General features: G+C 27.8%; 8 protein-coding genes. 6 read left to right on the top strand and 2 right to left on the bottom strand.

What is annotated here, in order from left to right:
• Positions 1–30 precede the first annotated feature (30 nt).
• A complete protein-coding gene (locus tag Q1J60_RS07525; RefSeq protein ID WP_300260332.1) occupies positions 31–1,011 on the top strand; it encodes a hypothetical protein in 981 nt (326 codons plus the stop codon).
• Positions 1,012–1,245: 234 nt separating this feature from the next.
• Here Q1J60_RS07525 and Q1J60_RS07520 read toward each other — a convergent pair whose 3' ends face one another.
• Both Q1J60_RS07520 and Q1J60_RS07515 read right to left on the bottom strand, forming a co-directional pair.
• Positions 1,246–2,067 (bottom strand): YdcF family protein, encoded by an 822-nt coding sequence (locus Q1J60_RS07520; protein ID WP_300260330.1) that lies wholly within the window; start codon positions 2,065–2,067, stop codon positions 1,246–1,248.
• Positions 2,068–2,395: 328 nt separating this feature from the next.
• A complete protein-coding gene (locus tag Q1J60_RS07515; RefSeq protein WP_300260327.1) occupies positions 2,396–2,728 on the bottom strand; it encodes a DUF3784 domain-containing protein in 333 nt (110 codons plus the stop codon).
• Positions 2,729–3,301: 573 nt separating this feature from the next.
• Between Q1J60_RS07515 and Q1J60_RS07510 the strand changes: the two genes are divergently transcribed.
• The 5 genes from Q1J60_RS07510 to Q1J60_RS07490 form a co-directional block, all read left to right on the top strand.
• Positions 3,302–3,652 (top strand): PH domain-containing protein, encoded by a 351-nt coding sequence (locus tag Q1J60_RS07510; protein WP_300260324.1) that lies wholly within the window; start codon positions 3,302–3,304, stop codon positions 3,650–3,652.
• Positions 3,652–4,470, top strand: a complete 819-nt coding sequence (locus Q1J60_RS07505) for a Tim44 domain-containing protein (protein ID WP_300260322.1) — start codon at positions 3,652–3,654, stop codon at positions 4,468–4,470. The genes Q1J60_RS07510 and Q1J60_RS07505 overlap by 1 nt, the downstream gene beginning before the upstream one ends.
• A 19-nt stretch (positions 4,471–4,489) precedes the next feature.
• Entirely contained in the window at positions 4,490–4,783 is a 294-nt protein-coding gene (locus Q1J60_RS07500) for a hypothetical protein (protein ID WP_300260320.1), read from the top strand.
• A gap of 374 nt (positions 4,784–5,157) precedes the next feature.
• Positions 5,158–8,049 (top strand): DEAD/DEAH box helicase, encoded by a 2,892-nt coding sequence (locus Q1J60_RS07495; protein WP_300260317.1) that lies wholly within the window; start codon positions 5,158–5,160, stop codon positions 8,047–8,049.
• Positions 8,050–8,292: 243 nt separating this feature from the next.
• A partial coding sequence (locus Q1J60_RS07490; protein ID WP_300260314.1) for a Fic family protein occupies positions 8,293–8,682 on the top strand: 390 nt, incomplete at its 3' end.

The raw sequence follows: 8,682 nt of genomic DNA, 5'->3' as shown, positions 1-8,682 counted from the left end.
AAGATAAAACATTAAGGTGAGGATTAGAGAATGGATGTTAGAATATATAAAATTAATACAGGCATAACAGGAAGGAATTTTAGTAGTGATAAGATAAGTAATTTTCCTATTGGTGGAAAAACTAATTCTTTTTATTCAATTGGTAACTTAATGAGAGGAATAGAGGATTTTTATTTAGATGGAAATCTTTATTTTATAGATAATGAAGAGGAACTTCATAAGTTTTATAATCCTTTGGGAGATAGATGGGTAGCAAAGAAGAAATATTACATAAGTCATCCTAAGAAAGCTAGAGAAAACTATCTTGTGGAGGGGAATAAGTTTCATGAGTATATATTTAGGGAGCAACTTTGTGAGATAGCAAATTATTTGAATTGTGAGCTTAATATAAATTATTTAAAGATAGAGGTTTTAGAGGGAAATGACTTTTCATCCTATACTAATGTAGCCCTTGAGGAGATGAAGCTTAATAATGAGAGAAAATTAAACTTTGAAAAAGGGAATTTTAATTATGGAAAGGATGCTTATCTAGGAGAAAGTGATTTTAAAGAGTGTAATATTAATTGTGTAGCACAGGTTAAATTAAAGGATAATAAAACTTTAGAGATTAAGTGGAATGAGAAGGATACAAGAGAGTATGAAGATAATCAGGGAGAGAAAAATCTACTTGGCTTAAATAAAGAAAGTGACATTAACAATTTTGAGGGATTTAGAGAAAAATCTTTTGAGGATGGTAAAGGAAGAAATGCTTTAGAAAGTGGAAATTTAAATGGTAAAAGTGAGTTTTTGTGGATAGAGGATTTTAAAGGCTTAGTTAATAAGGTTAAGGAACTTAAGTCTTCTAATAAAAGAAGAAATAAGGAAAACTTAGAAGAAAATTCTTTAAGTAAAGGTGAAAATTCTTATATTTTGGAAATAGATAATTCCTTTGGAATTAGTGAAAAAATAGGGAAAAAGATAGGAGTTAATCCTACTTGGCTTAAAAAATGTTCTTTTAAAATAGTATTTTAGAAAGCAATCTTTACTAATATGGGCTCTACCTCAAAACTTCCATATAAAACTTATAAATAGTATTAAGAGAATAGATGACTAAGCTTTGACTATATAAGAAAAAACCTCATTTTGTTAAAATGAAAATAGGTTCGTAGCCAATTTTCGTAACAAAAGGAGGTTTTAAAATGTATATAAACAGTTTATTACATACAAAATGGAATTTAAAATATCATATAGTTATTACTTTGGAGGTTACAGAATCTTTAGAGTTAGGGTTTTTGAATCTTTGGAAGCGTATAGTGGGTTTGCAGTACGAACCATTCCCTTAAATTCTTTATTAAGCTCTGAAAATGCTAGATTAACTTCATCAGGTATAGAAACATGGGCAATAAAATTTTTACCTTTAGGTCCATATCCATCTGAATTATCAGAAAGTCTTGGAATTTCACCCATTAGAAGAGTTATATAATGGTTCATATCCCACATTCCTAAAATATCATTTTTATAAGTAAGTTCATTATCTTTAAGGATTACTTTTGCATTGTAGGTAGCAAAATTTATAATCTTAATATTACTAGAAACATACTTACGAAGTCCAGCTTCCATTCGGTGTTGCATAGTTGCATCTTGCATGATTATTATGCTATTAAACTCAATATTATTTTCCTTTAATAGGTCTAATAGATATGTAATATTATTACCACAGTTTGTAGAATTGCATTCTAATAAATCTGCTTTTAAATTGTATTTATATTTTAAGTATTCATCAAAAATTTCAGCCTCTGTTAAATTTGAAGTGTCTAAATTTGGAAGTTGAGAATGCATTTTTTTGCGTAGTGTTTCTGTTGTATGACCAGCACCTCCAACAATTACATACTTTTTGGCAATATTATTTTTAATTCCTTCTGATAAAAGATCACCACCACAGAGGATGCTTCCACCAAAGAGTACCATTACATCAGCTTGATCTATGCCATACTTCTTTTTTAGTTCTTCTTTTCTTAAAGAAGTAATGTCTCTTTTTCCACAAAAACTTCCTAGCACATTAATATATTCTGCTATTTTTTCCTTCATAAATTATACCTCCCAAAATAAAATTATCCTATAATAAAAATAAAATTAATTCTGTTATAAGTTCAATTTGATTTTTAGACATTAAAACTCTTCCTTTTTTAAAGGTTTTGTTTTTTTGTGAAATTAAATAAACTTGTCCAATAGTTTATGTTTTTATTATACAGAATTTATGACTTATAATTCCAACAATATATAAATTAAATAAAAAATAGAATACTAGCTACTATGTTTTTATAAAAGTTAATTTATGACTTTAAAAAATTTTTATTGGTGTTTTATATCTTGATTATATACAGAAATAAGAATTTTATACACGTGAAAGTAAAATTTATAATTTATATTTTTCGAAGGCCTTTGTTGCGCTAATGTGGGCATCTTTGAAGAAGAGAATTAGCCAAATAATAAAGGCTATGATTGCATAATATTGGCTTACAAAATAGGAGAAGAGTGCCCCTATAAATAAAATCATTGTCCATAGGAAAAAAGAGTTTCTCATATCTAGGCTTATTCTTTTTTGATCATATTTTTCTCTTTCAGCCTTGGAAAAAGAGTTAAAGCCACTAACAAGTATTGCCCCTTTTTCTTTTAAAATAGCAAAACATATTGAAAAGACTAAGAAAATTATACCTAAGGCTAAACATGCTACCATACCTATATTCATAATACCTATCTCCTTTAAAATAAATTTTTATCTAAACAATGTTTGTAATTAAATATATTATACAACAAAAAATAATTATTAGCTTTTAGTTTCTTTTTTTATTTTCAAAAGGGTTGTATTGCAAGGATATTGCATTAGGCATAGTATCATAACATTAATTGCAGTTAGTATTGTCAATCCATTAGCAACTAATAATTCTTTAAGTTCATAAAGGGTGTCTAATTCTAACATTGTTGTGGCTATTGAATAGCTCATGATAATTTAGTGTGATTGAAACTTTATGGATGATTGAGATGGCTTGTATATTTGGATTGATAAGGAGTTAAAAGATTATACTTTAAGCTTATGGGATTTTAGTTAGATTTTTTAAAGTAAGTGTATAATTGAAAAAAGTTATAAAGCTTTATTTTACATATATTAGTTATTTTCTTGCCTTAAATGAGTATATAATTGAAAAAATTATAAAAATTTTATAGGAAAAGGTTAAAAGAATAAAGAGTAATAAATTTAAAATATTAACAGTTTTGTTATATAATATTAGTAATACTCTAGAATTTTATGGGGGGATTTTTAATGAGTAAATTTTATGATGAAGCAATTAATAAACTTGATTATGATGAAAAACCATTATGTTATTTGAAGTGTTCTCTTTTAACTTTTGTATGCAGAAGAGGATATAGACCAGGGATACTCATTGCAACAAATAAAAGAGTGTTTTTTTATGAGTTGAATTTAGGTTTGGAGCATACAGAAAGCTTTTTATATGAGGATATTTCTTCTATTGAAGAAAGGACAGGAATACTTAAGAAATCTATAGTTATGAATGTAAATGGAGAAGTAGTTAAGATATGTAATATAATTTCTGGAAATGTTCAAAGGTTTATGGATATAGCAAAGGATAATATTAAGGTGGGAAGAGTTTAATGAGAAATAAAAAGTGTAGAAGAATTATAGAAATTTTATTTATATTATTACTAATAGTACCTTCACATAATATTTATGCAAGAGCAGGTGGAGGAGGAGGTGCTGGAGGTGGAGGAGTCGGTAGCTTTATTTCATCAAATAGTAGTAATGGGGGAAATGGATCTAGTGGTGTAGATTTTACATTTATAAAGGAACATAAACTTCTTTTTGGATCAGGAGCACTTTTAGTGGTTTTTGGGGGAGGAGCTTTAATATTTTTAGAGGTTAATAGGCATAGTAAAATTGTTAAGCAGAAAAGTGATAAATTAAAGGAATTAGCATTAAAAGATCCATATTGGAATCTTGTTTATATAAAATCTGTTGTGGAAGATACTTTTTATAGTATTCAGTATGCTTGGAATGATGATGAATATGAAAGAGTTTATAGTTTACTTACAACTTCATTATATAATAAGCATATTAAGGTACTAGACAAGCTTAAGAGTGAAAACAAGAAAAATGTTTTAAAAGATATTCAGTTTAAGGAGTGCAGAATAATAACTCTCTTTGAGGGAGATGAAAAGCAATGTGGATTCATTTGGGTTGAAGTTAAATTTTCTATGATAGATTATATAGTTAGTACAAAGGACAAAAAGAAAATACTAGAAGGAAGTGACATTTCAAACAGAACTGACTTTGAGTATTGGAAGTTTGTGTATATTGAGAATACATGGCTACTTGCAAATATATTGCAGAAAAATGAGGTTGGCTCAGGCTTTAAGAATTTATATAGAGAGGCTGACTTGGCTTATAGATCTAGTAATATGAAGGAGAATTAAAACTTAGGAGGGGTAAAATATGACTATTGATATGGGATGGATACTTTTAGGAGGATGTGTATTTATATTTTTAATTATCACAGTAAGTGAACTAAAAGGTAAAGTTAAATTTATGGAGAAAAGCTTAAATAGGATTGTTGAAAAGATAGGAATTACTGAAATATTAACTAAAGAAGAAAAAGAGGAGTTAATGAAATTAATTAAAGAAGGAAAAGATGTACAAGCTACAATGAAGTTTAGAGAGATTACGGGGCTTGGACTAATAGAATCTAAAAAGTATATTGATAAGTTTGGTGAGGAGAAAATAGAATAGGGTTACATAAATTTTAGATAAAGATAAATACAATAGCAGTTTGTAACTTGAATGTTATTAAAAATCTGATAAGAAATAGAATATGTGAATTAAGTAGAAAAGAGGAATTTAATATTCCTAATTGGTGCGATAATTATATAATGTCTTAAGTTCTTGGAGTCCAGTTGATGAATGGGTTAAGGTTTTAAGTGAAAAACATGGTAATTTAGAGTTTGTATTAAGATTTGAAAATGGAAATAAAATCGTTTTAATGCTAAAATAAAACAGTAAATACAAATATATAAATAGGATTTTTACGCTTTATGGTTATTAAAAAAATATGAGAAAAATATTGTTTTTATATATTTTTAGATTGTGAATTTAGGAGCATTAGGATGAGTGTATTAAAGGATATAAAGGAAAAAGTTATACAGAATGAAATAGAAGAGGTAGGATCTAAAGGCATCATTGAAGATAAATATATTATTAAGAACAGACTTATTGTTAATTCCCAAAGAGGAAATCTTTTGGCGGAAATTAAGGAGAGTTTAAGTGAGTGTAAGAATTTTTATTTTAGTGTTGCCTTTATTAATTTTAGTGGGCTTCAACTTCTTTTGGATTCTTTTAAGGATTTGGAGGAAAGAGGAGTTAGAGGAAAGATAATAACTTCTACATATTTAAACTTTACTGAGCCAAAGGCTTTGGAGAAGGTAAAGAGTTTTGAGAATATAGATTTGAAGATTTTTATTGCTGATAATGAAAAGGGCTTTCATACTAAGGCTTACATATTTGAGAATGAGGATTATTTTAAGATTATAATTGGTTCAGCTAATATAACTCAAAGAGCATTAAAGAGTAATGTTGAGTGGAATGTTATGATTATTTCTAAGAAGGATACTGACTTTGTTAAGGAAGTTTTAGAGGAATATGAGGGAATATGGAGCTCAACTGGGATTGTTGATGATGAATTTTTAGATAAATATAATGAGTTTATTAAAAGGATTAAGGCTAAGCAAATGGAAATAGCTATTGATTTTAGTGAATATCAAGTTATAAAACCTAATTTCATGCAAAAAGAGGCTATGGAAAATCTTGAAAGATTAAGAAATACTGGAGAGGATAAGGCTTTAGTTATTGCAGCAACTGGAACAGGAAAGACTTATATGTCAGCTTTTGATGTTATGGCTTTTAATCCAAAAAGGCTATTATTTTTAGTTCATAGGGAAGATATTTTAAGGAGTGCAGAAAAGACTTATAAAAGTTTGTGTAAGAATAAAAATATAACCATGGGATTTTACACAGGAAATGCAAAGGAAAAGGAATCTGACTATTTATTTTCTACTGTTCAAACCATGTCTAGAAATTTAGAGAGTTTTAAGAGAGATGATTTTGATTACATAGTTATAGATGAGGCACATCATAGTACAAGCCCTACTTATGAGAGAATATTAAACTATTTTACTCCTAAGTTTTTACTTGGAATAACTGCAACGCCTGAGAGATGTGATACTGGAGATATTTTTCAGGTTTTTGATAATAATGTAGCTCTAGAGATTAGATTAAATGAGGCTTTGGAGCATGAACTTATAGTCCCATTTCACTATTTTGGAATAACTGATATAGATACAGTTGATTATAGTGATGTTGATTTAGATAATATTTCTGAGATTTCTAAAAGACTTATGATCAATTCAAGAGTTGATTTTATTATAGATAAAATGAATTTTTATGGCTTTGATGGAAGTAAGCAAAAAACAGTTGGATTTTGTGTAAATAAGGAACATGCCTATTATATGGCAGAGAAATTTAATGAGGCTGGTATTTGTAGCATAGCTTTAACGGGGGATCATTCCATAGATAAGAGAACAGAGGAAATAAAAAATCTTGAAAATGAAAACCATGAATTAAAGGTTATATTTACAGTTGATATATTTAATGAGGGGGTTGATATTCCTTCAATTAATCAAGTGCTAATGCTTAGACCAACTAATTCACCAATTATTTTTATACAACAGCTTGGAAGAGGGTTAAGAAAGCATAAGAGCAAAGAATTCTTAACTGTTTTAGATTTTATAGGAAATCATAACAAGGCCTTTTTAATAGCTTTAGCCTTAAAGGGTGGTAGATATTATGATAAGGATAGTTTAAAGGTTTCAGTTGCTACAAATTTTTCTGATATTCCAGGATGTTCAAATATTCAGATGGATAGAATTGCACAGGAAAGGATATTAAATCAGCTTAACACAGAAAATTTTAATAGCTTAAAGTATTTAAAGGAAGAATATAATGAGTTTAAATCTTTTCTAGGTGGAAAGATTCCTTATGAGCTAATGGACTATGTTAAGTTTGATGGAGCACCAGATCCACTTAAGTTTATTAATTATGGAAAGACTTATCAAGGGTTTCTTGAGAAAGTTGAAAAATCCTATGAAGCTAAATGTCTTTTAGATGAGGATTTTTATAAGGTGTTAAAAGAATTATCAGATAAATTACCTCTAAAGAGACCACATGAATTTGCCATAATCAAGGAATTAGTAAATAAAAGTGAGTTAAATGTAGATGAAGCTTCAAAAGGAATAAGAAAGTATATTCAATCTGTAGATGAAGAAACAGTTAAACATGCCTTTAGAACACTAAACCAAGATTATTATGATTCAAGGGAAAAGAGTAATTGTATTAAATTATTTGATTTAATTGGAGAGAGATTAGTAAAACTAATAAGCTTTGAAAAGATATTGGCAGATAAAAGGTATAAGGAAATAATAGTAGATTTATTAAACTATGGACTTATAACCTATGAGAAGAGATTTGGTAGTGAAAACTATGGAGTACCATTTTTAAAACTATATGAACAATATCAAATGGTGGATGCAGCACTTTTATCTAATTATGAAAAGATACATAGCTCATTTAGAGGAAGTGGATTAATGGCAAATGGAAAGGAATACTTCCTTTTTGTGGACTTACATAAGGGGGAGGATATAAAGGAAAGCATTAACTATAAAGATGAATTCCTAAGTAGAAGCTTGTTCCAATGGGAAACTCCAAACAGTACAGCACAAAGCTCTGAAAGAGGAAAAAATATAATATTTAATAAAGAACGAGGAATTAGTCTGCACCTTTTCGTTAGAAAATATAAGGAGATAGATAGAAAAGTACAACCTTATATCTATATAGGAAAAGGAGATGTAGTAAGGTATGAAGGAGAGAAACCAATAAAAGTAGAGATAGAACTACATAATAAAGTTCCAGAGAATTTATATGTGGAGTTTACTAAGAAGGTTTAGATTTAAAAGCTAAATATACATATGTATTTTTAGCTTTTTTTTAATATAAAACTTTTATGAAGTTAAATGGCTTAAGATAAGAATGTGATTTGACTTGTTTTAATTTTTTATTATTAGGGTAACTAATTTTATTATTTTTTCATGATTTTTATTTGTAGAATATTTTATAGTGATTATGAGTGCTATAATATTTTTGTGTATAGAATTTGTATGCAATGATATAATAAGATACATTATTTAGAAATGATTAAATTATGGCATAGTTCGTTAATGTATCGCACTAGATTGTATGATATGAGATTGTCTGGTGTTTTTAAAAAGTATGGGAATAAAATTTTAGGAGTTAATTTTGAAACATCAGAACCACAAGAAGTTGAATATAGATTAAATGAGTTAATGGATAAATATAATGATATTAGAAAACCAACTATGGAAGATATTTGTAGATTTCATTTAGAATTTGAGAAAATACATCCATTTCAATATGGGAATGGACGAATTGGGATATTTATATACTTAAAGCAGATTTTAGAGAATAAATTTGCTTTTAAATATATGAATGGAGAAAGTGCTATGGAGTATAAAAAAGCTTTAGGTAGTTGTAGTGAAAATAATGTAAAACCTTTAGTTGAT

This window comes from Clostridium sp., from assembly GCF_029258205.1.
Lineage (GTDB): Bacteria > Bacillota > Clostridia > Clostridiales > Clostridiaceae > Sarcina.
Note: the sequence above shows the minus strand (reverse complement) of the source record. Positions and strands in the feature narration are given on the sequence as shown.